This window comes from Spirosoma harenae, from assembly GCF_054776975.1.
In genome coordinates, this window is record NZ_BAAHBD010000006.1 from 22,385 (window position 1) to 48,931 (window position 26,547).

A 26,547-nucleotide genomic window follows, 5' to 3' on the forward strand; every position below is an offset into this window, starting at 1 on the left:
GGGGATTTAGGGGTATTTATGTTACAGGCTATGACTCAGTTCCTGCGATTCCTGATGGTAAAATTTGCTTTCGGGATCTTCGGGATCGAGCGAAACGGATTGCGTAGTGGCTTTGGCCTGAAGTTGGGTAAATACGCAAGGCAGAATCAGGAGAGCAGCTAGCGTAGAGGCAATCAACCCGCCGATAACGGCCTGACCGAGTGGGGCAATCTGATCACCCCCTTCCCCTAATCCCGACGCCATTGGCACCATCCCGGCAATCATGGCGATACTAGTCATCAGAATTGGACGAATTCGGCTGTTGGCCGCCAGGATGGCTGCTTTGCGGGTTTGTCCAATTTCCAGCCGCAGATTTTCGGCATTAGTGACCATCAGAATGGCGTTGGCCACCGATACACCCACCGACATAATCAGGCCCATATACGATTGCAGGTTCAGCGTAGCGCCACAGGCCAATAGCATGAGCAATGCTCCAGCTACTACCGCCGGAATGGCCGCCAGAATTACCAGTGACAACTTAAATGACTGATAATTAGCCGCTAGCAACAGGAAGATAATGACGATAGCCACCAGCAATCCCGTTTGCAAGCTACTTAGCGTATCGGTCAACAGGTTGGTCTGTCCACCCATTTCGACAATGACCCCGCGAGGTGGATCGCCGGCTTCCTTGATTGCCTGTTCAACCGCTTTCTGCGCTGAACCAAGGTCTTTCTTCTGCAAATTAGCCGTAACGGTTACGAGGTTATTCGGTCCAGCGCGGTCGTATTCACCAGGTGCCGTTCCTTCCGAAAACGTCGCTACATCCGACAGAACCGGGTGCATTTCGCCACTTTTCAGGGGAATGTTACCGATGTCATTAGCGCTGCTCATCTGGTATTCCGGAATTTGCACCTGCACCTGATACGCCAGCCCTTTCGATTCATCGAGCCAGAGATTCTTGTCCGTGAAACGGCTTGATGATGTAGCGGCTACCATCGAGCGAGCTACCTGCGTCGACGTTACGCCCAGTTGACCGGCGCGTTCGCGATTCATGGTCACTTTTAGAATCGGGTACGAAAGCGGTTGCGAAATCTGTACGTCGCGCAGGAAGTCAATTTTCGCCATCCGCTCCCGAATTTTATTGGCGAAACGCCCCGCTTCGGCCAGGTTCTTGGCCGCTACGGTTACTTCAATAGGCGTCGACGCGCCCTGACTCATGATTTTTTCGGTCAACTCAATTGGTTCAAACGAAATGCTTGCATTGGGCAGGGCCTTGCCAATCCGCGTCCGAAGTTCTTCTTTTAGATCATCCATTTTCACAGAATGCTCTTCGTTTAGCGACACCTGCAACACGGCTTCGTGCGGACCGCTGTTGAACACGAAAATGTTCGACGTACCGTAACTGGACGGCACCGTTCCAACATAAGCCGACGAAATATCGACGTTCTCGGCTCCTACCGTTTCTTTGATGATATTTAGCACTTTTAGCGTCGCCATTTCGGTTCGTTCCACCCGCGTACCATCGGGAATGCGTAGGCGCATCTGAAACTGATGGCTGTTGCCATGCGGCAAAATGTCCGTACCGATCACCATGAAACAAACAACAATCAGAGCCAGACTTCCGATCAGGTAACTACCCACAACGATTCCGCGACGGTTCAGTATTTTCTCGAGCAGAGCCGAATACCGCTGCTTGAACTTCTCAAATCCTTTGGCGTTGGCGACTGGTTGTTCATTCTCAATCATGTGACGCTCCTCGGCGTCGAGAGCCAGCGTCGGGGCTTCGTGTTCGGGATGGCTTTTCAGCAGCCAGTTAGCCATTACCGGTACGAACGTCTGCGAAAGCAGGAATGACGCAATCATGGCGAAACCCACGGAAAGCGACAGCGGCAGGAACATCGAGCGCGGTACACCACTCATCACGAAGGCGGGCGCAAACACGGCCAGAATTGCCAGCAAGATCAGGAATTCGGGGAATACAATTTCCTTACAGGCATCCCAAATAGCAACAGCCTTTGGCTTGCCCATTTCCAGATGCTGGTGAATATTTTCAATCGTCACTGTGGCCTGGTCGACCAGAATCCCGATAGCCAGCGCCAGTCCCGACAGGGTCATGATGTTGATGGTTTGCCCAAACAGATTGAGCATAATCACTGCCGACAGAATCGAAATTGGGATGGTCAGAACCACGATAATCACACTTCGCCAGTCGCGCAGGAAGAGCAACACCATTAAGCCCGTTAATACCGCCCCCAGAATTCCCTCCGATACCAGGCTTTTCAGGGCGTTGGTCACATAAACTGACTGATCAAATTCGTACGAAATTTTGACGTCTTCGGGTACAGCAGCCTGCAATTCGGGCAAAGCTTTACGGATGTTATTTACAACATCGAGTGTCGACGCATCCGATTTTTTTACGACCGGAATGTATACCGCTCGACGACCATTGACCAGCGCATAACTCACCGTTACGTCGGCACCGTCTTCCACTGTACCAATATCGCGCACGAACACCGTTGGTCCTGAACCGACCCGAATGGGGATGTTTAGAAAATCCTCTGGCCTTTTTACCAGCGAGTTTACCGGTGTCATCATCGCTTTATCGCCAACCCGAATGTTCCCGGCGGGCGATGGCTGGTTGTTGGTTACAATGGACTTGATGACTTCCTCCGGCGTCAGTTGATAACTACGCACCAGTTGCGGATTTACCTTGATCAGGATTGTCCGCTGGTTACCACCGAATGGCGGTGGGCTGGATACGCCCGGAATCCGGGAAAACATCGGCCGCACCCGCGAGGACGCGTAATCCTGAATTTCATTCAGCGAACGGGTGGGGCTTTCAAACACCAATTGCCCGACCGGCACTGAACTTGCATCGAATCGGACAACCTGGGGCGGCACGGTTCCTTCAGGCATGTAGGCCTTCGCCCGCGATACGTTATTAGCCACCTCAGCCGCAGCTTGTGCCATATCGGTACCCGGATAGAACGAAAGCTTGATCAGCGATAACCCCTGAATGGTTTTTACATCAATATCGCGGATACCCGACACATACAGAAAGTGATCCTGATAACGGGTCGCGATGAAACCGTCCATCTGATCAGGCGCCATACCGCCATACGGCTGCACCACATAAATAGTAGGAAGGTCAAGATTCGGAAAAATGTCCACCGGAATGGTGAACAGCGACATCACCGAGAAAAACAGCAGACCCATAACCGCCACTACCACTGAGATGGGTTTCCGAAGTGCCGAGCGAATGATATTGTACATAGTGTTTAAATTTTGTAGAGACCAATTCGCCGGTCTCTACGCGATTATTTTACCTGATTCATAAACAAGGACAGATCACCGTCGGCGGCTGCTTTGAGGAGCAGGAATCGCCAGACGTTGCTGATAGCGACATAGCCATCGACTTCCGCACGATTTAGCGTAACGACGCTTTGAAGCAGCGTAGGCAAGTCGGTCAGGCCACTTTCGTAGCGTGATTTTGCCTGATTAAATGCTTGTCGGGCGGCTCGTAGTTGGATGGGAGCCTGCCGAGCCTGCTCCAGTCCCAGTTCATATTGCGTGTCGGCTTCCTGATACTGGCGATTAATTCGTAATCGCTGTTCATTGAGAAGCTGACGAGATCGTTCAACCAGAAATTGATCGGCCAGATAATCGTGCCGGGTACGAAGACGATTCGTAATATTCCAGCGGGCCACTACGCCAACCAGATAGTTACCAACCTGATAACCAAGTCCATTAACTTGATTGTTCAGGAAAATATCTCCCTGATTCGAAAAGCCTGAACCCCGTGCATTGCCTACGCCCACCAGTGAAATCATCGGCATGCCTGATCGCTGAGTAGCTAAACTTCGAGCCGCTGATAAGGTAATCTGCGACTCGAATAATCGCAGCGTTGGGTTCTTAGGCGAAATAGAATCTGACAAAAAAGCATCAGTCGGCAAATCGGCGTAAAAACGCATACTATCGACCCGCAGATTATGTTGAAGTAAACCCGTTAGTTCGGATAAGCGTAGCCGCTGTACTTGCTCTTGTTGCTGGCTGTTTAGTAATAGTAATCGAGCGCGAACGGATTCGGCTGTCGCCAGCGAACTATCCACACCCGCCCGCATCCCTGAGCGAACACCCGCATCGACTACGCGCTTGAACGTCTGCGCCCGGTCGAGGTTAGCCTGCTGAATCTGAACCAGTTTCTGATTAACCAGCAACAATAGATAGGCATCAATGGTACGTACCTGATGCTGAAAAATCTCGTTTTCGTAATCGATCTGACTACGCTGTAAATCAGCTTTGGCGACACCAATATTCGCTTTCACTCGGCCAAACGTAATGGCTCGCCATTCGATGGATGCCGTTGAAAAACTCCCGAAACTAGCCTGCGAAACCGCCGTAGGACGTACTCCGCCCGATGTTGAAATATTGACCGCTTCGTTCGGAAAAAATGATCCGTTCAGGCTATTACTGGTTGCGTAATTGTGCTGGTGCTGAAGCATCATAATGGGTAACAACTCCGTCTGACTGGCCTGAACCCGGCGTTCAGCACTGCTGATTTCAGCCTGTTTGGCCCTCAGAAACGGGTATTGTCTGACACTTTGTTCAACAACCTGATTCAGGTTCATCGGCTGCCCACTAGCAGAGGCTATTATAGCCTGGATTCCCAAGGCAATTAGTGCAGTCCGTTGGTAGAGCGAGCGCTGTCGAAAACAGGAGAAAGGGAACTTTATCATGCACAACAACCTGACCGCGTTTAGGCGAACGTACGGTCAAGTGCCTGCAAAACAAGACGTCAATTTTGGAAACATTTGGGAAAAGCGTCAGTAAGCAGTGGATTTAGCGCGTCTTTGATTGAAAAACAGAACAAATAGAAAACCGATTTTTATAGCTCCATAAACTTTACCCTAATGTCATTTGAGGAACCACAAAGGATAAACGAGCTTTTTGCAAATTACACAGGAATCTGGGCAATTGCAGGTGGCTGGGCGATAGACTTATTTTTAAACGCAACAACCAGATATCATAAAGATATTGAGATTGTTATAGCTCGTAACGAACAGCAAAAACTACGAGATTATCTGCCCGACTGGACGTTTAGATATGCTCTTGAAGGTCTTTTATTGACCTGGAACAAAAGCCATCATTTAGTATTACCCATTCATGAAATTTACGCTACTGCTCCAGACGGTAAAATGCAGATTGAAATCCTGCTGAATGAGTTCGTTTATGATCACTGGGTGTTCAGGCGTAATCCGGAAATCACCTATCCAAGCGCGCAACTAATTACTCTTTCGCGTCAGCAGATTCCTATTCTTGCGCCTGAAATTGTCCTGCTTTATAAAGCCAAAATAGATAAAATCAAAGACCAAGCCGACTTGTTGAATACCGTCCCTCATCTAGCCCCAACGGCACTGGATTGGTTGAAAAACGCTATACAATCCACTCATCCAAATCATGACTGGCTAACACTGCTCGAAACTATTTAATTGGTTAGCTTTACGGCAGTTAACTAGACAAATACGCATTTATGAACCTCCTCCCCATTCACCAAACGCTTCCGGAAAACGACCAATTTCAGCATCATCCCGACCTCGAATTGGTGTTACCAATGACAATCGATTTTTTTGACAGAATTGGCTATAATCCGCCCTGGATTGGTTATGTTGTTCAACTCGATGATATGCTGGTCGGTAGCGCGGCTTACAAAGGCAAACCCAAGGATGGCCGAGTTGAAATTGCCTATGGCGTGTTTCCGCCATATCAACAAAAAGGTATTGGCGCTGAGATCTGTCGGCAGTTGGTTACGCTTGCTTTTCAGACCGACCCGACGGTTACCGTTACGGCCCGAACGCTGCCGGAACCGAATTATTCAACCCGAATTCTACAGAAAAATGATTTCGTTCATATCGGCACCGTCTGGGACGACGAAGATGGCGACGTCTGGGAATGGGAATACCAGGGGGCGATGGCGAATAAGCAATAAATCAATACATTTGAGTAGATCTATTTTCCCCCCTATTCCTCATGACATTCTCTCCTAAATTCACCAAAACCTTAGACTGGACATTATCGACGATCCGGTTTTGCCAACATCATTTTCTGTTCATTTTCAGTCTCGGATTGGTTGCAGCTTTTGGGCGGGCTATTCAATTACGAGCGTTCGGCCCTATCAGCCCGACAGCACATGCGTTGCTGGAAATTGTCGTGGAATCAGCCCGTATTCTGATTTTTCTGTATGCGCTCGGATTTACGAATATTAGAAAAGGCGTTAGTCGGCTAGTTCAATTTGTTACGAATAAACAGGAGCGTAAACAAAATTGGCGGGTGGCTATGCAAACTTTAAAGTCAAAATGGGGAGCACTATTGATAAATTTTCTGGCGTTTTCGGTCATTGCCTTTTTGTTCAACTACCTGATTGATCACATTGCCTACGAAACCTGCCTGTACATCACGCTGAAAGCTCGCCAACTTATTTCCGATCAAACGTCAGAATGGGCTATTATCCTGTTTTTCAAGAACATATCCGTAATCCCATTCACCTTGATTTTCAACGCACTATTCTGTCTTTGGTTAGTCAATCGACTGCCGAAAGCCGTTGCTTATCGCTAATGGCGTTCGTTTGATAAAATCGTCGATCAAAAAGCACGGAAACGAGTTAAGGAAGTAGACAACCTTTTATTCGGATGACTTTTGAGCTATATACAGCGCCAGCCGCTGACTCGTCGGACACTGTTGAATCACCCATTTCAAACATTACTGGCGAACTTCCCGAACAGGAACCGGACATTAATCAAGATAATCTGCTGGGTAGTTTCGATACGCGGGAAGAAGCGATGGAATTTGTGCAATCCGGAACAATAGAACCAAATCAATCCATTATCGACAGTCACATCAAGCCATTCAACGATTATACGCACGTTGAATTATTGACGGTTACTGTTCAAAACGGCGATCAATCCAGCTTTTCCAGACGGTATTATTTGGTGAATGACGAAGGCTATTAGCGCGCTTATTTACGCGCTACCTGCGCCCGAATCCGGCTTAGCGAAGGTCCTTTGATGCCCAGATAGGAAGAAATATGGCCGAGCGATACGCGGTTCAGTATATCGGGCTGATTGTTTAGCAGATCCATATATCGTTCTTCGGCATTCTGCGTTAGTAGACTTTCCGAGCGCATCTGATTGAACATGAAATACTGCTCAGCCAGAATTCGGCCAAATCGCTCCCAACCATGCGATTGCCTATACAATTGCTGAAGACGCTCATAATCAATCACTAACAATTCCGAATCTTCCAGCGCTTCAATCAGATAAGGGCAAGCGGATTGCGTCAATAATCCTTTTAGCGAAGTTAGAAAGGCGTATTCGGGAATGAAATAAAGATTGTGTTCCTGCTCGGTTTTCGGATCGACGTAATACACGCGAAAAATGCCTTTCAACAGAAATCCCACCTGCCGACAAATCGAATTCTGAAACGTAAAATAATCGTGTTTGGCAATATGTCGGATGTGCCAGAATTCGTCGGCCAATCGAATGTCTTCTTCCGAAAGCTGGGCAAATTGATATAAGTGCTGATGTAGTGTAGTGCGTTCAGGCGATAGCATATTTTGTGGGTGCGATTCTTTTTTGACGAGCGATTTCACTTTTTAACATAGGTGAAAAAACGGCCGAAAATGGGCGTCTACCTTTGTCACAACAAAAACAAATCGCTCACAAAACTAAATCATACACACATGAAAATTTCACGGAATGCATCAGCACATTGGGCCGGAACCGGCAAAGATGGTAAAGGAACGCTGACCACAGCCAGTACAGTACTTAATGAAACGCAATATTCGTTCAATACTCGTTTCGCTGATGGCGTAGGCACCAATCCCGAAGAATTGGTTGCGGCTGCTCACGCGGGTTGCTTTGCGATGCAGTTGGCGTTCAACATTCAACAGGCTGGTTTTGCGGCCGATTCGCTGGATGTAAAATGTACGATTACCCTGGAAGATAGCGGCATTACCAGCTCGAAACTAACGCTGAATGCTAGTGTTCCAGGTCTGGACAAAGCCAAATTTGACGAACTGGTCGATCATGCCGAACACAATTGCCCTATTTCGAAACTGTTCAACACCAGCATCAGCGTCGACGCTACGCTGGCTTAAGAAGTAAGATAGGATTATATAGCAACAGGTGGACGAGATTGGGTTCGTCCACCTGTTGGCGTTTATGGATGAAGCGGTTGCGCAGTCAAAATAGCTTTTTGCTGTGCCTGAATGCTGTGCGACACCAGCGCACTAATCATGAGTAAGGACAGAAAAAGACTGAGTAGTAATATATTCTTAAATTTCATGGTAACGGTTGTTTACTGGTTGCAGAGGATGATACAAAATTGATCGACAACCAGTCAAACTCCTATTGTAATTTGATAAGACGTCAGTTTTATCGGATAAACTGTATAAAAACAGCGATAAGTCGCATTAGGTCGTTTAGGAAAAAAGCGATTTTGAAAAAAGTGAAAGTTTTTCTTGACTCTCCCCTTACGTCATAGTCTACATTTGCTTGCGTCAATCAGATAAAGCGAAGTATATGAAACAATATTCGGTCAATACCCTGGCGAAACTGGCGGGCGTAAGTATCCGCACGCTACACCATTACGACCGAATGGGTCTGTTAAAACCATCCGTCCGTACCGAGGCCAGGTATCGACTGTATGGCGAAAACGAGTTAATCCGACTGCAGCAGATTCTCTTTTACAAGGAACTGGATTTCTCGCTCGACGAGATTCACCACATCCTGAACGACCCGAATTTCGACGCACTAACCGCTCTGGAAAGCCACAAACTGGCGCTCCAGGCCCGACAATATCGACTCTCGAAACTGTTGGTGACGATTGACAAAACCATTTCAACTTTAAAAGGAGAACGAGTTATGTTAACCAACGACGAATTATACGAAGGCTTCCCAAAAGGTCAGGAGTACCGCCAGGAAGCCATTGAGAAATACGGAGCTAAAACCGTTGAATGTAGCGAAGCCAAATTGCGGCAGATGGGTAAAGCGGGTTTCGAGCAACTTAAAGCCGAACAGCTGGATATCGCCAAAAAATTAGCGAATTTAGTGGCGCAAGACCCGACGAGCGCAGTGTTACAGCAGCAAATTGCGCGTCATTACGCCAACATTCGGGGATTCTGGGGCGAAGAAACCTGTCAATCGAAAGATATGGCTAAAGCGTACAAAGGCCTAGCGCAATTGTACATCGACGATCCACGATTTACCGCCCAAAATGGTCAGGAAAACCCTGAATACGCAGCGTTTCTGAACAAGGCGATGGTGTATTTCGCCGATACGCAGATTAAATAACGTTATAAACCTAAAAGGTCTTGGAGACCTTTTAGGTTTGATTAAAAACTTCCAGAATCTTTCCAACATTGGCTTATACCTTCGTACTTCCAATGAGCTCACAACGGAATGAAAGTACTGGTCGTTGAAGATGAACAGGGGTTAGCCGAGAGCATAACCGATTACATGGAAAAAGACGGGTATGTTTGCGAAACAGCCGCTACGTTCCGCGATGCCGAAGAGAAAATCCATCTCTATACCTACGATTGTGTCATTGTTGATCTGACCCTACCCGATGGCAACGGCTTTCAGATTATCGAGATGCTAAAACGGCTCATTGCCACCACGGGCGTTATTATCATTTCGGCGCGTAACGCACTGGAAGATAAGCTCAAAGGCCTTGAAATCGGCTCAGATGACTATCTAACGAAACCGTTTCATTTGTCGGAATTGAATGCGCGGGTAAAGTCGTTATTACGGCGCAGGCAGTTTGGCGGGCATACTGAAATTCGATTTCAGGAAATTACCGTTGTGCCGCATACACGCAAGGTTTTTGTGAACGGTCAACTCACAACTTTATCGCGCAAGGAATACGATTTACTGCTTTATTTCCTCTCAAATGTAGACGTCGCCCTGACGAAAGCATCCATCGCCGAACACCTCTGGGGCGACAACATCGACTCGGCGGATTCGTTCGATATGGTGTATTCGCATATTAAGAATCTACGTCGGAAATTGCTGGAAAAAGGCGCTGCCGATTACGTTCAATCGATTTACGGCATTGGCTATAAATTCAGTCAACCTTGAAGCTGCTCACAAAAACCAACCGGATTTACCTTGCTTTCTCGCTGGTCATTTACCTACTGACGGCGCTGGTATTTTACCAGATTATCCGACTGTTGATTTACGACGAAGTGGAGAGTCGGCTGCGGGTTGAACGACGTGATTTTGAAGCGTACGTGCGTACGCATAATACCTGGACGACTAGCCCGTATTTTGTTGAGAATAAGATCGAAGTGATTCCCGTTTACAAGCGAGCATCATTTAAGGAATCGTTTATCGATACACTGATCCGCAATCGATATGATAACGAGCTAACTCCGTTCCGACAACTGACTTTTTATGAGCCCATTCAGGGCAAAATGCACCGGGTATCCATCCGTAAATCACTGATTCAGACCTATCGGCTTATTGAGGTTATAACCGCCACGATGCTCGTATTTCTGGGTTTGCTGCTCCTCGGTACGTTCTGGTTTCAACGTCGATTATCAGGCCGAATCTGGCAGCCTTTCTATGATACGCTTTCCCGCACCAAGCGCTTCGATCTAAGTCACGACACATCATTGGATCTGGATAATTCGGAGATTACGGAGTTCAATGAACTCAATGACGTTCTGCAAAAAATGTCGGCCAAAATGCAGCAGGATTACCGGAGCCTGAAGGAATTTACGGAAAATGCGTCGCACGAAATGCAAACGCCACTGGCACTAATTAACGCCAAAGTTGAACAACTAATCCAGACTGAGCAACTGACTGAGATTCAGACGAACTGGATTGAAACAATCTACCAGGCTTCCCGGCGTATCTCCCGGCTGAACCAAGGTTTACTGTTGTTAGCCAAAATAGAAAACCGACAATTCAACGATAGCCAGACCATCGATTTAGCAAGTTTACTGGCCGAAAAACTAGCCGATATGGACGAAGTCTTGTCGTTCAAAGAATTATCGGTGCAGGTAAATAGAGAAGCATCTTTTGACGTGGATTTACCAGCGGCACTGGCCGAAAGCCTGGTCACAAATCTGGTCAACAATGCCATCAAGCATAATCATCCGAATGGACGCATTGAGTTATCCTCAACCACCGATCAGCTTTGCCTGCGTAATACGGGGGGAAAACTACTATCGGAACCCGAGCGTCTATTTGAGCGCTTCAAGAAAGAAAGTACGGGAACCGATTCAGTTGGTTTGGGACTGGCTATTGTGCGGCAAATCTGTGATAGTCATGGACTAAACATTGCCTATCAGGAAACAAATGGCATTCACGAATTCTGTATCACACATGCAGCCGATTAATCAGGTTGCGTCGGCAAACTCTCGACTGTACTGCGTCGCTTCAGGCGATAAATCAATCCTATTACAACGTTATTTTTCCCACTTGCTGATTGCGGTGTAAATACGCCACTCTCAAACGTAGCCGGGTTATAGTTCGTCTGGTTCACCATACCCAATTGCAAAATCAGGTGTTGATCGAACTGGTAGCCAACACCGGCATAAACCCGATTTCGCTCAAAGACAGGCCCAATTGGATTAACGAAAATCTCGTCGTAGGCTGAAAAGAAGAACGTTTTATCCGTCACGGTTCGGTTGTTGATCGGGACAAACATATTCAACCGATAACGAATTCGGTTTCGGAAGGGCGCTGATCCATCGCGATACGTAAACCAGCGCTGCTCAATCCGATAGCGATGTTCAAACTTCAATCGATTTAGGTATTGATTGATGGTCAATTGCTCCCATAACCGTTTTTCGGTGTTGAGCGGACCTGTCGATAAATCCTGATAATCGTACGTAGCGTATCGGCCACCAGCGACCATTACCGAGAAATTTTTATCGACATCGTAGCTAATTCCCCCTTTCAATTCATTGTAAAAAAACTGCTTAAACACAGCGTTACTTCGCAGTTGTATTTCAGCAAATCCGCCCCATTTTTTTTCTCCACCCGGTAAGACAAGTGTACCAATTAACCAGGTTCCGGTGGGCGTTGATGGCGTGAGGGAGGTTTGTGCTAGAGATCGGTTGATCGTACTGAAGAAGAAACTGACAATCAGATAAAAAGCGAAGCGAGAACGGTTCACAACAGATACTTATTACGGTAACTAATCCTTAAGTAGAATTACTCCACAAAAGTAGGATACATGAACCGAACGTAAACTTCGCAGGCCAATAGTTAACAATTTCATAATTTCTCAACACACGGCTTAACAATTTGATAACATTACTCTCACCAGAGAAAAATTGGCCTATCTAATTTATTCAATCTGGACTATGCTCGTAGTCCGGTTAGAGTGGACTTTTGTAGAAAATAGGCATCGTATGAAATCTCGAATGAGTATAAAGGAAACGGAACCTCGTATTTATAAGGCCATGATGGAAGCCGAAAAACAGCTAGCGTCGTTTGGTCTTGACCCTATATTGGTTCAGTTAATTAAGATGCGGGTGTCTCAGTTGAATGGTTGTGGTTATTGTCTGAATAAGCACGCCAAAGAAGCCCGACACATTGGCGAAACGGAACAACGGCTTTATACGCTAAGCGCCTGGTGGGAAGTCCCGTTTTTCACCGAAACGGAACAGATAGTTTTGACATTATCGGAGGAATTGACGGACCTATCAAATCGCGGGATTTCCGACGAGATTTATGATAAAGCTGTCGTTCTGTTCGGAGAGCAAATGGTTGCTCAACTCATCTTTGCCATCATCACGATCAACAGCTGGAATCGAATAGCCATCGCAACACACATGATTGCTGAGTAAACCTTAAATCCCCTAACTCTATGAAACATCCTCTCCTTTTGAGCTTGATTTTTATCAGTTTAGTATCAACAAAACTCTTCGCACAGCACGTGCATCCTGCTACTAGCGGAGCAACCCCACCGACTTATGCTACAATTCTTCAACAGGCATTTACTGAGCAGGATTTAGCCAATCGGGAAGTTAAAATGCTGATTGTCGATTACCCGCCGAATAGTGCATCAGCCCCGCACCGTCATCCCTGCCCAACATTTGGCTACATTTTGGAAGGCGAAATCGAATCTACGTTTGAAGGAAAAACGCGCCAGTATAAAAAGGGTGATACGTTCTACGAATTTGCCAATGGTCTTCACAGTTCAGCCAAGAATAATCATCCAACCCAACCCGCTAAACTTCTGGTGTTCTTTCTGGCAGAAAAAGGAAAACCTACATCGATTCCCGAAAAATAATTCCTATTGCCGACTGCTTATCTTTCCCTTAATTGATCTGCAAAACTTCCTAACTTGCCCGAAATCAATCGTTTCATCAAATTTCTGGCAATGAAGAAGATCTTTCTAGCGATAGGCTTATTCGTCTACGCCCACGGAATACTGGCGAATCCAGCCCCAAAAAAGGCGGTGCCTAAATACACCATCGAGCAGTTCATGAAAACGATCCGATTCGGAGGTTCGGATATTTCGCCCGATGAGCAGACGGTATTGTTTAGCAGCAATCAGGATGGCGTTTTCAATCTCTACGAAATTCCATTCAACGGTGGAGGTCAGCCCAAGCAACTAACCTCTTCCAAAACCAACGCCATCTTTGCGATTGGGTATTTACCCGATGGGCGGATTCTGTACAGCAGCGATCAGGGCGGAAATGAACTGAGCCACATCTACCTGCGCGACAAAGATGGTACGGTAAAAGATTTGACAACCGCCGAAAAAGCGAAGTTTCAATTTGCTGGCCTCAGCCACGATCGCAAGAGTTTCTTCTATCAATCGAATCAGCGGAACAAAGCTGCTTTTGATGTGTACGAATTAGATCTAGCGACATTAACGCCAAAACTGATTTTCGAAAATCCAGGCGGTTTCTTCCCCGGCGATATCTCACCCGACAAACGTTACATAGCTCTCGCGAAAACCATTACGACCACCAATGGTGATGTATACCTGTACGACACAAAAACGAAAGAAAATAAACTTCTGACCAAACACACGGGTGACGTCAACAATGGCCCGGAAGGATTCACACCCGATGGCAAAAAACTACTTTTTTCTACCGATGAAGGTGCTGAATTTGCCTACGTAAAAGCCTACGATCTGGCAACGGGCCAAAGTACGGTACTTGACAAAGCCAATTGGGATATTGTCGCCGATAATCTGTCTTACAAAGGGCGCTACCGTGTGCTATCCGTCAATGAAGATGCCCGTACAGCCCTGAAAATCATTGATACCAAAACAAATCAGCCAATCAAATTACCTACTCTCCCCGGTGGCGACATAACGGGCGTGAACATTACGGACAGCGAAAATCGGATGACGTTCTATATCAACAGTTCCAACTCGCCCGCTACACTGTATTCCTATGATTTCAGATCGGGCAAAGTAACTCCGTTGGTACGCGGTTTAAATCCGGAAATCAATCCTGACGATCTGGTAGCGGGTGAAGTCATTCGATACAAATCATTCGATGGTATGGAAATTCCGGCGCTGCTCTACAAACCCAAAGATGCGAAAGCCGGGGATAGATTACCCGCTATTCTGTCGATTCATGGCGGACCAGGCGGTCAAACACGATTAACGTATTCACCCTTAGTACAATATCTGGTCAATAACGGGTATGTGGTATTGGCCGTTAACAACCGGGGTAGTTCAGGTTATGGGAAAACATTCTATGCGGCCGATGATCGGAAACATGGCGATGCCGATTTAAAAGATTGTGTAGAATCGAAGAAGTTTCTGGCCGGAACAGGCTACGTTGATCCCGCCAAAATCGGCATCATGGGCGGTTCCTACGGCGGATACATGACGCTGGCCGGTTTGACCTTTACACCCGATGAATTTGCCGTAGGTGTTGATATTTTTGGCGTAGCGAACTGGCTTCGTACGTTGAACAGCATGCCTGAGTGGTGGGGACCACAGCGCGATGCCATGTTTAAAGAAATCGGCCATCCGAAAACGGATTCAGTTGCTCTGTATAATAAATCGCCGTTGTTCCATACGAAGCGCATCAAAAAACCACTTCTGGTTATTCAGGGGGCAAATGATCCGCGCGTATTGAAAATCGAATCCGACGAAATTGTAGCCAATGTGAAACAAAACGGCGTACCAGTCGAGTACGTTACGTTTCCGAATGAGGGCCACGGTTTTGTAAAAAAAGAAAACGAAATCACGGCCAACAAAGCCATCAAAGAATTCCTGGATAAATTCCTCAAAGGACCAGGACAGTGACGGGGTTTAAATAGTGTCAAACTATTTTTTGTCATTCTGACCGAAGAGAAGAACCCGCTCCAGTGGCCCGGTCAAAGTCCCTTCGCAGGCAAACTTAAGATTCTTTCCTACGGTCAGAATGACAAACTAAAAGGCTATCTACTGGCCGAATTGAACGGTGCTACCCTGCTCGAATACTAGCTGCTGTCCTGCATCGTAGCTTACCCGTCTGACCTGCGCCTGATAACTAGCCGGAATGGTTACTACGTGTTTCAGCTGCACCAGATCGGAACTAAGCGGAATACGACCACACGACCAGACAGTAGGATCAGTCCATAAACCAGTCTTAACCGTATACATCGATGGGCAGGGATTTACCGTTTGAAATAGATTAGATGACGTAAAATTTGAGCTTGATGTAGGTGAACAGATTGTCTTTATTTGCCATTCATACTGCGCATTACCAGCCAGTCCGGTCAGGTCGAACGTACCAATCCCTCTGTCACTACTTAGATTGGTGAGCGTTATCCAATCCGGTGCCCCTACCAACCGATAGCGGCCTTCATAGCGAGTATTGGCGTCAGCCGCTGCAATGACCCAGGTTAAGCGAGCGGAGTTTGTAGTAATGTTGACGGCATACAACGCAAAGGGAGTGAGACAGGGCGTTGTTGTAAAACCAGCTATACTCGAAAATTCCGAGTCGCCCCCACCCCCACAACGAGTTCTGACCTGCCATTCATAATTTGTATTTGTGGTTAAGCCTGACACCAACACGCTTGTGCTGGTTAGATTACTGATCGTAATCCAATCCGGTGCGCCTACCAATCGATAACGCACGTCATACGTCACTCCGTATCCCGGTTGTACCCAGGTTAAGGTAGCGGCTGTAGGATGAGGAGTCACATTGAGCGTATGAGGAATTGAGCAGCATGTAAAGAAATCAAGACCGACGGCAAAACCAGACGTTTCGTTGGCTGAACAGATCGTTCTAAGCTGCCATTTATACTGCTTGTCAGGAATCAACCCCGTCAGCTCGAACGTGCCACGACCATTATCTGTACTAAGCCCAGCAACACGCGTATATTCATTCTCTTCGAGTGTCCGGTAAGCCAGTTCGAAGCGTGTATTAGGGTCCGCAACGCCAATATTCCAGGTAAAAAAGGCGGAGGTTGTGTTGGCCTTGGCGACCATATTGAACGGCATATCACAGGTAGTCGTTCGAAAAAATCCGGTTGAGAATCCAGAATACGAACCATCCGCACAACGGGCACGAACCTGCCATTCATAGTTTGTATTACCCGTTAAACCCTCCGGTATAGTCAGATTAGTACTGGTTATATTGCTAACCATTGTCCAGTCAGTAGTACTTTCTTTTCGGTACCAAACGTCATACGTTGAGCCGGGTTCAGTCGGGTTCCACCCCACCGATGCCGACGCCACTTTAGGAAGAACTGTCAACGAATTGGGTTGTGAACAGCGTGTAGTGAAATTTGGGCCCGGCGTGAACGTTGAACTTTCTGTAGGTGAACATACCACCTTGAGCTGCCATTCGAATTCGGTATTGTTTGGTAATTCGGTCAGGCGAACACTACCGCCATTAGAGCTGGTGGCCGTCAAGCTATTGAGAGTAGTCCAGTCGGGTGCCCCAACGGATCTATAGCGTAAGGAGAAAGTTGTACCGGGATCAGTGGACAGATACCAGGCGAGATCAGCTGATGATGAGAACAGCGAGTTGATCTGGAGATTGCCAGGAGCCGGTGCAAAACAACCCGTTGAGAAAGTGGCTACCGATGAATAATCCGAGAACGTATTAGCTGTACAGGCCGTTCGCATTCGCCATTCATAGCTTGTATTGGTTGCCAATCCGGTTACCGTTCGCGAGCCGTACGAGCTATTTATAGGCCCCGTAAACAGTGTCCAGTTGGGGTTGCCTACCTGGCGGAACTGTATTTCGTAAGTACTACCCGGTTGTGGTACGCCCGCAAAGCCAAACGTCAGGAAAGCAGTCGTAGCGGTGGCAAAACTGCTTATTCCAACCGGTCCCAGGCAAAAGGTTGTGAAGGTAGTTAGTGAGCTATAATCTGACGATTCAGTAGGGGAGCAAATACTTTTCACCTGCCATTCGTACTGCGTATTGTTTGCCAGCCCCGTTAACGAATACGTTTGGGTCGTAAGATTAGAAATAGTGACCCAGTTCGGGTTCCCCACGGGCCGGTAACGAAGCTCGTAGGTTCTATTGGGTTCATTGAAAGAACTAGACCAGGTTAACCCTGCCGAACTTGACCTGACGGTGTTTGTATACGCATAAGGAACCAGGCATGGATACGTACTAAACACCTGTAGGCTGCTAAACGCTGAATTAGCCGTAGCTGAACAAACACCCTGCACCTGCCATTCATAGGCGGTTCCTGACGTTAATCCCGTTAGCGAATATACTGAACCTGTAATGGGACTGACCGTATTCCAGTTGGGCGAACCCTGCGCCCGCCACTGGAGCGTATAAGACTGATATGAATAGCTACCTCCCCAATTTAAAGAAGCTGAAACACGAGCTGGGTTGCTGAAGGCATATTGAGGTCCAGTAGATGGGCAGAGTGTAGTGAATGTTACGGGACCAGAATACGTTTCGCTGTCGGTTGCTTTAACTTGCCACTCGTAGGTTGAATAGCCATTTAGAAAAAATAAGGATACGGTTGTTTGGGCTATATTGGTTATGGAATTCCAGGTAGGGCTGCCCTGCAACCGCCATTGTACATCATAGTTTATACCATCACCCAGGCTGTTCCAGTTTAGTTGAGCTTGATTCTCGGTGATGTTGGTCGTTGCCAGTCCGGTAACGGCCCCGATTGCTTCAGGCGTGACAATATCCGCGATTTGGCTAATGCTGGCGGTTGTAGTGTTCGATGGGCGGATGCGGTAATAATAATGCGTATTTACTTTTATATCACTGTCGTAAAATGTAGTCGTATTCGCAGCAACACCCCCAATGTAGACAAATCCGGTAGTCGGTGAGGTAGAGCGTTCAATAAAATAGCCCATCTCGTTGTCAGCATTGTCCTGCCAGGTAAGCGATATACGACGCCTATCCAGCGAGGCCGCTAAGTTGGTAGGCGTAGTTACAACGGAGGGAAGATACGTAAGCGAATAATACGTGTGCGTTTGTCGGAGTGCCAGCCCGGCCAGCATCCGCTCATGCTGGCCAGGGGTAAACATTGGATTGCAGCCTACATAATAGGACATAATATTGCCTGTCGACGGGTTGAACGGGTCGCCATTAGCATCGCGAACGGTGTTGCTGGGCGAATATACCGGGCAACCATTGTTGTCATAATCAAGAGTTGGAGGGGCGCTCGATAAGAACGGATCAGCCGGTGTATCGCAGACCAGATCACCAGCGAGGGTACAGTTGGCACCCGCTCCTCGGGTTACTAATTCATCGGTGAAGTATTCGCCATTAAAAAATCCGAATGTATGTGCCAGATCAAACCCATGTCCTAACTCATGGGGAACCAGATGTTTAATCATAAACTCTTCCCCATACGTAACATTGATATAGGAGCGGGTCGAAACGATATTATCATGCGGATAACGTGCAAACCCAGATACGACATTGGGCGAAAAGTTATTGACATAGTATTGGTTCATCGCGTTGGGCGCATCCCGATCATCGACTATGTGTCCTTCAGGAAGCGACGAACCTGCTTTATATGGAATAGCGGCAAATAAGGCATCGTCGTCGATATAATCGGGGGTGGTACCCGCGAAAAAAAATTGAATGCCTGCGCCATTGTTCATGAAATAGTTATTGGTTTTGGCCATCACCTGATTGAGGCTAGCCAGGCTCAACCCTCCTGTGCCATCGCTTCGGCGAAGGATATGCGGTCGGAGCGGGATATAGCTTATACCCTCGGCGGCAGTCCGGGCAGAGGCTCTTTTGCGCTGAAGAGCCAGATTAGCCTGCCGCACCAACGACAGAGCCTGAGCGCGCGTTAGTGTTGGGGCACCACACGCAAGTGTGCTCGAAACAGGCGCTTTCTGAGCATGGGCACTACGCCATGGACTAAGTCCTGGCATAAACCCGATCAACAATAAGACAAGTAAAATTTTATACATCATACGATCAACAAGGTCAGGGGAGACTAATTTTTTCGGGACAAAGCGCTTGTATTTAGACCTTTATCCAATGGGTCTATGGAAGGTCATTCGCAAACGGCCGTTGAGCGGCTTTTTGGATAGGGTCAAATTAGAAATAGCCACCAGACTATCTCATACCGACTAATAAATTGCCCCAAAAGTGACAGAGATAGTCCCCAATTTTAAAGCTTCGAGTAAAGCCCTGCTGACACAATTCAGCCAGCATCTCCAGATCCTTGATTGATTAGCCTAAAATAGTGCTCGACTCAATATCTGTTCAGTCTTTAAACGTGGTCAATTTAAGTTCATTGGATTCAAATGTCTCCGGCAAGGCTATGTAATAGGTTTGCCCTTTTATTTTGATAGTAGTCTCTTTGACTTTTGCTTCTAGCTGAAGTGGAAAATATTTATATCGATAAGTGCCCGACAAATTGAGTTCTCGTCTGAAATACTTTAAATCTCTAAATACTTGTTTAGGATTTATGATTATACCGAAGAGTTTATTGTGAACTGATGAATCTGTGGCATGTATGCCTAATTGGGCTAGCTCTTTCGTTGAAATTTCAATTAATTCCTGTTGATTCTCACTGTTTTTAGTTATTAATTTTTCGTATAATCCGTTATAATTTGGCCTAGAAAAACCTTTTCGATTTTCAAATTTTTTACTTACCGAACTAGCATTAATACTATCAATAAAAATTTTAATATGATCTCGAATTGGCTTATTATGTAAAATAATTTGCGGTTGGTTAGAGATATTTTCCAGTTCAACCAGGATAGCTTTTTCTTCAATATCTGACACCGTAATATCTTCAGAAGTCACGCTATTAATTACAATTGATAAATTAGCTTTTATGGCTATTTGTGCATTACTATTGGAATTTACGGCTAGAAAAATGCTTACTAAAAGACTTTTGGACGCTTTCATGGTAAAAGTTTAGTATGTTCAACATCATCGTCATAACCACCACATAAACAGCTGGGATAGATAGAATGAACCTACCGTCTGCGGAGAAAACCCTGACGTCGGCATGAAAAATTAGCGGTAATTTCCTGGTCTAAAAGTTTAAATAGCTTCTATTGAGAGCGGTGCAGTTGGGTTCATTGCATACGGCTGTAAGACTAGTTGAAACCAGGCTACACTATGCCAATCCCCCATTTTGTAGCCAATATTTTTATAGATGCCAACGGGTTCAAATCCCATAGTCTGATGGAACGCTTCACTCTTTGGATTAGGTAGCGTTATACCTGCATATGCATTATAATATCCCTGCTGACGAAGCAAGTCAAATAATCGGGTGTATAATTGCCGGGCAATACCTTGTCGATGTCCATCAGGATGAATATAAACGGACGTTTCGACCGACCATTGATAAGCCGTTCGGTCACGATGTTTCGAGGCATACGCATAGCCCATTATCCGCCCCTCGACCTCGGCTACCAGATATGGGAATTGTTTCTGAATCATCTGGATACGTCCCGTAAATTCCTCTACAGTTGGAACCTCATATTCAAATGACGTGGAAGAGTCCGTAATAAAAGGCGCATAAATCGCCAGAATAGCGGGCGCATCGGCCAGGGTAGCAAAGCGAATGGTCATAACAATAATGTGAACAAGTAGACCGAATACAGGCTTTTTGTATCTTTACAGAAACGAATTACAATCGAATGCAGGAAACTACATTAAAAAGCATTGTATGGCAAGAGGGTGCCCATTTCATCGCACAGTGTCTGGCGGTTGATGTATCGAGTTTTGGCGATACACGCGAAGAAGCCTTACAGAATTTAGACGAAGCTTTAGCTTTATATTTTGATGATGAGCCAGTTCATGAGCTACCTGTAGTAATGAATCCTGAGATTGTTGACGCGCACGTTAGGTATGCCTAAATTGTATTCGTCAGCGCATATTATAGCTGTTTTGCTCCAGAACGGCTTTTTATTTGTGTCTCAGAAAGGAAGTCACGCCAAATATCGTAAAGTAGGGAACCCTACCCGGACAGCTATTATACCCGTAGGACGTAAAGAAATTCCATACGGCACGTTTCGATCCATTGTTCGCCAATCTGGCTTAGCGGAAGCCGACTTCAATTAGCAATCATCATACCTCGGCTAGCAACGCCTGGGCGATCAGGAAATAAACGCCAATGCCGATCAGGTCATTCGCCGTAGTAATAAATGGTCCCGATGCTACAGCCGGGTTAACGCCGATTTGATTAAGGATCAATGGGGTAACGGTACCCATAAACGATGCCAGTAATACGACAGCTAAAAGTGAAGTGGCTACCACAAAAAACAACCGGGGTTCACCGATGATAAACGTATAGGTTCCGGCTATCAGGCCAACCACTAAACCATTAATGATTGCTACCAGTAATGTTCGAAGCAACCGTTTAGCCATCGTCATACTCAACCCCGACGTGTCAGTCAAACTTTGTAGAATCAGCGACGAAGTTTGAATGCCTACATTCCCACCCGTTGACCCGATAATCGGTATAAAGGCTGCGAGTGCCGCCACTTTCCCAAGTTGACTTTGGAAACCATTGATAACTGTAGCGGCCAGCAAACTTCCAACCGCTCCAGCCACGAGCCAGGGCAGTTGTACTTTAGAGCGTTGCCAGACAGTATCGCTTTCCTCAGCCTCACCTGATAAACCCGAAATCACCTGAATATCTTCTTCAGCCTGATCAGTAATCACGTCTACCACGTCGTCAATCGTAATCCGACCTAACAAACGTTGCTGCACATTCACAACTGGAATAGCGTCTAAGTCATATTTCTGCATCACCTCGGCGACTTCAGCGACGGGGCGGTAGGTTTCGACAAATACCACATCTTCGTCGTAGATGTCAGCGATTTTGGCGTTTTTACGAGCCAGCACAATCTTCTTAAGCGAGATCAGGCCGAGCAGTTTACCCGCATCATCGACCACGTACACGGCATACACATTTTCAACATCTTCAGCTTGCTTCCGAATTTCCTCAATACAGGCATTTACGGTTAGATTGACGTTGATTTTAATCAACTCTTTCTGCATCAAACTACCGGCAACGCCATCCTCATAATGCAACAGATCCAGAATGAAGCGAGCCTGTTCGCGGTCTTCCAGCAAACCCATGACTTCCTCACGAACCTGAATAGACTGTTCATTCAACACGTCCACCGCATCATCCGAATCCATTTGATTGACTAACGGAGCCAGCTCTTCCGATGTGAACAGTTTAAGCAGGTTCGTCCGCTCAGTCGATTCGATGTTGGCCAGAATTTCGGCCCCAACCGATTTATCCAGTAAACTCAGCAGATAATGAGCCGATTCGGGTTCCAGTTCATCCAGAATCCCCGAAATATCAGCCGGAAACAATTCCTCCATTTCCGTCTTCAACAGCGCATCATCCCGCGTGTCAATAGCTGACTGAATATGATCGAGATAGTCTTTGGTGAGTTCGAACGTCACGATTGCAATGAGTTAACGATGAACGATGAGTGTGAACGATGAATGTGATTAGGATTCATCACTCATCATTAACCTTGTCAGTTCCACAAATTGTGCCACACTAAGTTGTTCAGCGCGCTTTTCCAGGTAGGGACTCGCAATTGCAGCTTCCGTCAAGCCTAGTGGTTTTAGCGCATTTCGGAGTGTTTTACGTCGTTGGTTGAATCCATGTTTTACGACCTGAACAAATTTGCGTTCATCACAACCCAGTTCAGTCTTTTCGTTACGTCGAATAGAAAGCACTCCTGAATGGACTTTAGGAGGTGGATTGAATACGTCCGGTTCAACGGTGAACTCATATTTGACGTCGTACCAGGCCTGTAGCAGCACACTCAGAATGCCGTAATCTTTATTGCCCGGACCGGAAGCTACTCGTTGGGCCACCTCGCGCTGAAACATACCCACAACTTCGGGTACGCGGTCGCGCATATCCAGCACTTTGAAGAGAATCTGACTTGAGATATTATAGGGAAAGTTGCCAATAACGGCAAATTTCTCCGTGCTTTCAGGTTGTTTGTCAGGCAATAAATCCGGTCGAATATTCAGAAAATCAGCTGGTAGAATATGTCCATCTAAAGCTGGAAAATGCTGCTTCAGATAATCAACGGATTCGCGATCAATCTCAATAACGTATGTCTCGAATCGACTATCTTTCAGCAAAAATTGGGTCAATACGCCCATACCCGGCCCAATTTCAAGGATTTTACGATACCCCCCGTGCCCTGTCAGCAAATCAGCGATGCGTTGGGCAATGCTGAGGTCTTTCAAAAAGTGTTGACCAAGTTCTTTTTTGGGCTTTACAAACATAGCACGGGTAGTTTTCGGACGCAGACGTAATCGATGCAAAGGTACAAGGCATCGGGCAAATTCCCGGCGATTAATCAAATCCGAAAACTGATTCGTCTACGCTACTAATCGGCTATGCTGATATTCCGATGGCGTATAGCCAGTGTATTTTTTAAATGCTATCGAAAAATGTTGTGAATGTTCGTAGCTCAATCGGTCGGCTACTTCATCAACGGAAAGGTTGTGATGGCGCAATAGTTCTCCGGCATAATCCATACGCAGTTTGCGGAGATAATTAAACACCGTAGTGTCAAACAACTGTTTAAAACCCTTCTTCACTTTAAATTCATTCAGCGCACAAAAACGGCTGAGATGCGCTAACGTATGATCGGCCAGAAAGTTAACATCGAGGTAGGCTTTCAATTGGTACAATTTCTCGACCTCGTCGAATGGAAGTGAATTGGAAAATGTAATAGCAGGTAGTCGAAACTGGTCGATCTGAAGCGCCACTAATTCCAGTATCCGCGATTGAATCAATAGATTACGCATGGGACCCGTAGCCCGACAATTTCGAATTTCGTCAATCAGAAAAGCCATCTGGGGTGTGATGGATTGCGTTTCGCGTACGCCCATAACAGGTCGTTGATGCTCCAGATCGTTATGCACAGCCTCGCTCCAGGCATCATCATGTCCAATCGACGACGTAAAAAAATCTTTCTCCAGATCAATCAGGAGCATCGATAGGGACTGCCCTCCGTGTATCTGATTCACATGACCCACTTCGGGCGTGTGGACCAGATTATGCGTACCCGAACGCATTGGTAGCTCATGCGACAAGCCTTTAAATCGCGAATTCAACCGCCCTTCTTCGACAAAATTGAGGCTAATCGTTTCGACAGGATCAGGATCAAGCAGTGTAAAATCGCTATTCGTTTGCCAGTGTAAATCCATAAGCTGCAAATGGGGGAAAGCCGTATGTTTAACCCGCACTTGGCCAGCTTCAGGATGTGTAAAACAAAAGCCCAAAGCAGGATCAGCTGGTGAATGAACCAGAAACTGCGGGTCAAAAATAGCGTTGGCTTGTAGAACTGGCGCTGCCATAGATCGAAAAGAAAAGAGGTTGATCAGTTGTATTACCTGATTCTAAGTAATTGTAAATCTACCAAACTGCTTATCGCTACCCCACCCATTTTACTTTGAACGGTGAAATCCTACCTCTGGAATGGGCTTTTCCAGTTATAAACTGTTTAAGCATGTTCAACAAGGCGCATTAAGATTGGTAATCCCTTTTGCGTAGGTGCTAATCCGTTTTGCGTAGGCATCGGAGCCGGTTGAAGGCTGAATTTTGTCCCAGTCAAACGCAATACCAGCGTGGACATCCTTCAACAAATCCTCATGAACACACGTAAAAAAATTGGAAAATGGGTTGGCCTCAGCCTGCTAACGCTGATCGTCATTGGGTTGCTGACCTATGGCTTTATAGCCTATAACATCAATCAACGATCCCAGAAAACCTACGCATTCGCCAAAGAATCCTTACCCATCTCGCACGATAGCGCAACGTTGAAGGCGGGAGAGCATTTGGCAACCATCAAAGGATGTATTGAATGCCACGGCACCAATCTGGCCGGGAAAATTATGGTCGATGACCCAGCTTTGGGCCGACTGGTAGCCTCAAATCTAACAAAAGGCAAAGGCGGCTTACCTGCCGATTACAGTACCACCGACTGGCTCACTGCACTCCGACATGGCGTTGATCGAGCCGGACGACCGCTTTTGTTTATGCCTTCACACGAAACGACGCTACTCTCCGAAGCCGATTTGCAAGCTTTAATTGCGTATTGTCAGCAAGCCCCTTCTGTTGATAATACCCTTCCGAGCAATGATCTCGGGCCTGTGGTCAATGTAATGGCGTACTTTGACAAGATGCCTCTCCTGTCAGTCGAGAAGATTGATCACGCCAAACCTATGGTAGCTCGCGTGGATACGACCGAAGGAATTGCCTTAGGAGAATATCTGGCGGTATCGTGTACGGGTTGCCATCAGCCTTCCCTGAAAGGTGGTGATCCACTGGCTCCTGGGCAGCCGCCCGTACCGGATATTACCCGCACAGGTAACGTGGGTCGATGGACACAGGCTCAATTTGTGAATACGCTGCGCACAGGTAAAACACCGACGGGCCATCAGATCAATAATGACGATATGCCCTGGAAGATGACGGCTCAATACAGCGACAAAGAATTGGCCTCCCTTTACCGCTATTTCCGCTCGATTCAGTAATACCGGTATTCATTGCCACTCATCTGATGATCTCCAATCTCATGATAGTCAACCATTTTCTGTTAATGGGATTAGGCCCACCGCATCCCCAGTCCAGCAGGTCGCAATCAGGAAGTAGTTCAATCCTAACCAAACGGGATAGCCACATTGAACTTATAATCGACGGCCATACACGACGATACGATAACGTAAATGATTGCCAGTTTACCGAACAGGGTACTACCCAATTCTGGTACCTCAATGTAGGCTTCGGCACCACAACATATCTGTCCATCGCCCTTTGTGGGGACTGCCAGGGCATTTTTTCACTCGGCAATAATCCGCCTGAACAAAGTGGAATGGGTGTAATGACCTATTCGTCGAGCCAATTCATCTACTCATCCTACGGATCTACCGCCTGGGTAACTTCCGAATCGATACTCACGCATGGTCAGGTCATAGTCGAACGATTTGATCGCAACAGGCTGGTCGAACTGACATTTACGGGTACACTGCTCTCGCTCAGTAGTGGCAAAAATCCAGATCGAACAGTGTCCATTAGTGGCCATGTTTGCCTGAATCGGAGCTGATTCTGAACACCAAGTTTTTCTTTCAATTTCTCTTTTTCTCAATTT

Annotated in this window: 26 protein-coding genes; 15 read left to right on the plus strand and 11 right to left on the minus strand. The window is 46.7% G+C overall.

Going from position 1 to position 26,547, the window contains the following annotated elements; all coding sequences use genetic code 11:
• Positions 1 to 21: 21 nt before the first annotated feature.
• Together ACYVE4_RS03825 and ACYVE4_RS03830 are read right to left on the minus strand one after the other, a co-directional pair.
• A complete protein-coding gene (locus ACYVE4_RS03825) occupies positions 22 to 3,252 on the minus strand; it encodes an efflux RND transporter permease subunit (RefSeq protein WP_460995589.1) in 3,231 nt (1,076 codons plus the stop codon).
• Between the two features lie 44 nt (positions 3,253 to 3,296).
• Positions 3,297 to 4,715 carry a TolC family protein gene (locus ACYVE4_RS03830; RefSeq protein WP_460995590.1) on the minus strand — a complete coding sequence of 473 codons (1,419 nt, stop codon included), beginning with the start codon at positions 4,713 to 4,715 and terminating at the stop codon, positions 3,297 to 3,299.
• 174 nt (positions 4,716 to 4,889) lie between these two features.
• Here ACYVE4_RS03830 and ACYVE4_RS03835 point away from each other — a divergent pair, with 174 nt between their 5' ends.
• The 4 genes from ACYVE4_RS03835 (at position 4,890) to ACYVE4_RS03850 (ending at position 6,986) form a co-directional block, all read left to right on the plus strand.
• Entirely contained in the window at positions 4,890 to 5,468 is a 579-nt protein-coding gene (locus ACYVE4_RS03835) for a nucleotidyltransferase domain-containing protein (protein WP_460995591.1), read from the plus strand.
• A 41-nt stretch (positions 5,469 to 5,509) separates the two neighbouring features.
• Positions 5,510 to 5,965, plus strand: a complete 456-nt coding sequence (locus ACYVE4_RS03840) for a GNAT family N-acetyltransferase (protein WP_460995592.1) — start codon at positions 5,510 to 5,512, stop codon at positions 5,963 to 5,965.
• A 41-nt stretch (positions 5,966 to 6,006) separates the two neighbouring features.
• Entirely contained in the window at positions 6,007 to 6,591 is a 585-nt protein-coding gene (locus tag ACYVE4_RS03845; RefSeq protein ID WP_460995593.1) for a hypothetical protein, read from the plus strand.
• Positions 6,592 to 6,665: 74 nt separating this feature from the next.
• Positions 6,666 to 6,986: a hypothetical protein gene (locus tag ACYVE4_RS03850; RefSeq protein ID WP_460995594.1), complete on the plus strand. Its 321-nt coding sequence runs from the start codon at positions 6,666 to 6,668 to the stop codon at positions 6,984 to 6,986.
• Between the two features lie 5 nt (positions 6,987 to 6,991).
• Here the strand turns inward: ACYVE4_RS03850 and ACYVE4_RS03855 are convergent, their stop codons facing one another.
• On the minus strand, positions 6,992 to 7,624 hold the full coding sequence (locus tag ACYVE4_RS03855) for a Crp/Fnr family transcriptional regulator (RefSeq protein ID WP_460995595.1): 633 nt from the start codon (positions 7,622 to 7,624) through the stop codon (positions 6,992 to 6,994).
• 90 nt (positions 7,625 to 7,714) lie between these two features.
• Here ACYVE4_RS03855 and ACYVE4_RS03860 point away from each other — a divergent pair, with 90 nt between their 5' ends.
• Positions 7,715 to 8,131 carry an OsmC family protein gene (locus ACYVE4_RS03860; RefSeq protein WP_460995596.1) on the plus strand — a complete coding sequence of 139 codons (417 nt, stop codon included), beginning with the start codon at positions 7,715 to 7,717 and terminating at the stop codon, positions 8,129 to 8,131.
• A gap of 62 nt (positions 8,132 to 8,193) precedes the next feature.
• Here the strand turns inward: ACYVE4_RS03860 and ACYVE4_RS03865 are convergent, their stop codons facing one another.
• Positions 8,194 to 8,319 carry a hypothetical protein gene (locus ACYVE4_RS03865; protein WP_460995597.1) on the minus strand — a complete coding sequence of 42 codons (126 nt, stop codon included), beginning with the start codon at positions 8,317 to 8,319 and terminating at the stop codon, positions 8,194 to 8,196.
• 236 nt (positions 8,320 to 8,555) lie between these two features.
• Here ACYVE4_RS03865 and ACYVE4_RS03870 point away from each other — a divergent pair, with 236 nt between their 5' ends.
• The 3 genes from ACYVE4_RS03870 to ACYVE4_RS03880 all read left to right on the plus strand — a co-directional run bounded on the left by ACYVE4_RS03870 (position 8,556) and on the right by ACYVE4_RS03880 (position 11,377).
• Positions 8,556 to 9,326: a MerR family transcriptional regulator gene (locus ACYVE4_RS03870; protein WP_460995598.1), complete on the plus strand. Its 771-nt coding sequence runs from the start codon at positions 8,556 to 8,558 to the stop codon at positions 9,324 to 9,326.
• Between the two features lie 108 nt (positions 9,327 to 9,434).
• Positions 9,435 to 10,112 carry a response regulator transcription factor gene (locus ACYVE4_RS03875; protein WP_460995599.1) on the plus strand — a complete coding sequence of 226 codons (678 nt, stop codon included), beginning with the start codon at positions 9,435 to 9,437 and terminating at the stop codon, positions 10,110 to 10,112.
• Positions 10,109 to 11,377 carry a sensor histidine kinase gene (locus ACYVE4_RS03880; RefSeq protein ID WP_460995600.1) on the plus strand — a complete coding sequence of 423 codons (1,269 nt, stop codon included), beginning with the start codon at positions 10,109 to 10,111 and terminating at the stop codon, positions 11,375 to 11,377. Before ACYVE4_RS03875 ends, ACYVE4_RS03880 begins: the two co-directional genes overlap by 4 nt.
• On the opposite strand, the gene ACYVE4_RS03885 is transcribed toward ACYVE4_RS03880, so the two are convergent.
• Positions 11,374 to 12,159 carry a DUF2490 domain-containing protein gene (locus tag ACYVE4_RS03885; protein WP_460995601.1) on the minus strand — a complete coding sequence of 262 codons (786 nt, stop codon included), beginning with the start codon at positions 12,157 to 12,159 and terminating at the stop codon, positions 11,374 to 11,376. The two genes, ACYVE4_RS03880 and ACYVE4_RS03885, sit on opposite strands and share 4 nt — an antisense overlap.
• Positions 12,160 to 12,397: 238 nt before the next feature.
• On the opposite strand from ACYVE4_RS03885, the gene ACYVE4_RS03890 reads away from it, so the two are divergent.
• The 3 genes from ACYVE4_RS03890 (at position 12,398) to ACYVE4_RS03900 (ending at position 15,264) form a co-directional block, all read left to right on the plus strand.
• The gene (locus tag ACYVE4_RS03890) at positions 12,398 to 12,835 is read left to right on the plus strand and encodes a carboxymuconolactone decarboxylase family protein (RefSeq protein WP_460995602.1); all 438 of its coding nucleotides are present in this window, start codon (positions 12,398 to 12,400) and stop codon (positions 12,833 to 12,835) included.
• A gap of 20 nt (positions 12,836 to 12,855) precedes the next feature.
• Positions 12,856 to 13,281, plus strand: a complete 426-nt coding sequence (locus ACYVE4_RS03895; RefSeq protein WP_460995603.1) for a cupin domain-containing protein — start codon at positions 12,856 to 12,858, stop codon at positions 13,279 to 13,281.
• Between the two features lie 90 nt (positions 13,282 to 13,371).
• Positions 13,372 to 15,264 carry a S9 family peptidase gene (locus tag ACYVE4_RS03900; RefSeq protein ID WP_460995604.1) on the plus strand — a complete coding sequence of 631 codons (1,893 nt, stop codon included), beginning with the start codon at positions 13,372 to 13,374 and terminating at the stop codon, positions 15,262 to 15,264.
• Between the two features lie 138 nt (positions 15,265 to 15,402).
• On the opposite strand, the gene ACYVE4_RS03905 is transcribed toward ACYVE4_RS03900, so the two are convergent.
• From ACYVE4_RS03905 to ACYVE4_RS03915, 3 genes are all read right to left on the minus strand, one after another.
• Positions 15,403 to 19,359 (minus strand): fibronectin type III domain-containing protein, encoded by a 3,957-nt coding sequence (locus tag ACYVE4_RS03905; RefSeq protein ID WP_460995605.1) that lies wholly within the window; start codon positions 19,357 to 19,359, stop codon positions 15,403 to 15,405.
• A 295-nt stretch (positions 19,360 to 19,654) separates the two neighbouring features.
• On the minus strand, positions 19,655 to 20,305 hold the full coding sequence (locus ACYVE4_RS03910; protein ID WP_460995606.1) for a hypothetical protein: 651 nt from the start codon (positions 20,303 to 20,305) through the stop codon (positions 19,655 to 19,657).
• A 138-nt stretch (positions 20,306 to 20,443) separates the two neighbouring features.
• Positions 20,444 to 20,977: an arsinothricin resistance N-acetyltransferase ArsN1 family B gene (locus ACYVE4_RS03915; protein WP_460995607.1), complete on the minus strand. Its 534-nt coding sequence runs from the start codon at positions 20,975 to 20,977 to the stop codon at positions 20,444 to 20,446.
• Positions 20,978 to 21,045: 68 nt separating this feature from the next.
• Here ACYVE4_RS03915 and ACYVE4_RS03920 point away from each other — a divergent pair, with 68 nt between their 5' ends.
• On the plus strand, positions 21,046 to 21,264 hold the full coding sequence (locus ACYVE4_RS03920; RefSeq protein ID WP_460995608.1) for a type II toxin-antitoxin system HicB family antitoxin: 219 nt from the start codon (positions 21,046 to 21,048) through the stop codon (positions 21,262 to 21,264).
• The gene (locus ACYVE4_RS03925; RefSeq protein ID WP_460995609.1) at positions 21,257 to 21,469 is read left to right on the plus strand and encodes a type II toxin-antitoxin system HicA family toxin; all 213 of its coding nucleotides are present in this window, start codon (positions 21,257 to 21,259) and stop codon (positions 21,467 to 21,469) included. The genes ACYVE4_RS03920 and ACYVE4_RS03925 overlap by 8 nt, the downstream gene beginning before the upstream one ends.
• A gap of 6 nt (positions 21,470 to 21,475) precedes the next feature.
• Here ACYVE4_RS03925 and mgtE read toward each other — a convergent pair whose 3' ends face one another.
• The 3 genes from mgtE to ACYVE4_RS03940 form a co-directional block, all read right to left on the minus strand.
• A complete protein-coding gene (mgtE, locus tag ACYVE4_RS03930) occupies positions 21,476 to 22,828 on the minus strand; it encodes a magnesium transporter (protein ID WP_460995610.1) in 1,353 nt (450 codons plus the stop codon).
• Positions 22,829 to 22,876: 48 nt separating this feature from the next.
• Complete coding sequence (gene rsmA, locus ACYVE4_RS03935; RefSeq protein ID WP_460995611.1) at positions 22,877 to 23,674, minus strand: 16S rRNA (adenine(1518)-N(6)/adenine(1519)-N(6))-dimethyltransferase RsmA; 798 nt, start codon at positions 23,672 to 23,674, stop codon at positions 22,877 to 22,879.
• 96 nt (positions 23,675 to 23,770) lie between these two features.
• Entirely contained in the window at positions 23,771 to 24,754 is a 984-nt protein-coding gene (locus ACYVE4_RS03940; protein ID WP_460995612.1) for a helix-turn-helix transcriptional regulator, read from the minus strand.
• A 294-nt stretch (positions 24,755 to 25,048) separates the two neighbouring features.
• Here ACYVE4_RS03940 and ACYVE4_RS03945 point away from each other — a divergent pair, with 294 nt between their 5' ends.
• Together ACYVE4_RS03945 and ACYVE4_RS03950 are read left to right on the plus strand one after the other, a co-directional pair.
• Positions 25,049 to 25,933, plus strand: coding sequence for a c-type cytochrome (locus ACYVE4_RS03945; RefSeq protein ID WP_460995613.1), 885 nt, complete (start codon positions 25,049 to 25,051; stop codon positions 25,931 to 25,933).
• 41 nt (positions 25,934 to 25,974) lie between these two features.
• Positions 25,975 to 26,502 (plus strand): hypothetical protein, encoded by a 528-nt coding sequence (locus tag ACYVE4_RS03950; RefSeq protein WP_460995614.1) that lies wholly within the window; start codon positions 25,975 to 25,977, stop codon positions 26,500 to 26,502.
• Positions 26,503 to 26,547: the final 45 nt, after the last annotated feature.